1 pseudogene is annotated in these 621 nt (G+C 57.0%); it reads right to left on the minus strand.

Annotated elements, in window-relative coordinates:
- Window positions 1-455: 455 nt before the first annotated feature.
- Window positions 456-621: pseudogene (locus M5B97_RS27560) on the minus strand (methyl-accepting chemotaxis protein); the annotation flags it as partial.

The raw sequence follows: 621 nt of genomic DNA on the forward strand, positions 1-621 counted from the left end.
CTTTGTCGCCTTTCTCCTTCTTGACTGACTGGCATTAGAGCAAGCCCCCTCTATATTTATGACCGAGGGGTGTGTTAGAGGCGGAACCGCCCCACCATCCCATTCAAATCCACCGCCATCCGCTGCGCTGGCGATCATCTTGCGGATCCAAATGTGCGAGTGTGCGAGAGGCTTGCTCCCGATAGCGGCATGTCAGCACCCAATGGATTGACTGATGCACCGCTATCGAGAGCAAGCCCTAATGCCAGTCAGTTAAGGGTGAACGCTGTATTTGTGGCGAGGGAGCTTGCTCCCGTTGGGCCGCGAAGCGGCCCCGCTTTTTGTTTACAAAGCATGGGACTGCTGCGCAGTCCAACGGGAGCAAGCTCCCTCGCCACAGGTTACTTTTTAGCCATTCGCCTTCTTAACTGGCTGGCATTGAGCAAGCCCCTGCATATTTTTGAGCGAGTGGTGTGTTAGAGGCGGAACCGCCCCACCATCCCATTCAAATCCACCGCCAGGCGCGACAACTCACTGCTTGCCGTGCTGGTCTGGCTGGCACCGGTCGCCGACTGCACCGACAGATCACGAATATTCACCAGGTTACGGTCCACTTCACGCGCCACCTGGGCCTGTTCTTCC

The sequence above is a fragment of the Pseudomonas sp. MWU13-2517 genome, from assembly GCF_023242545.1.
Classification (GTDB): domain Bacteria; phylum Pseudomonadota; class Gammaproteobacteria; order Pseudomonadales; family Pseudomonadaceae; genus Aquipseudomonas.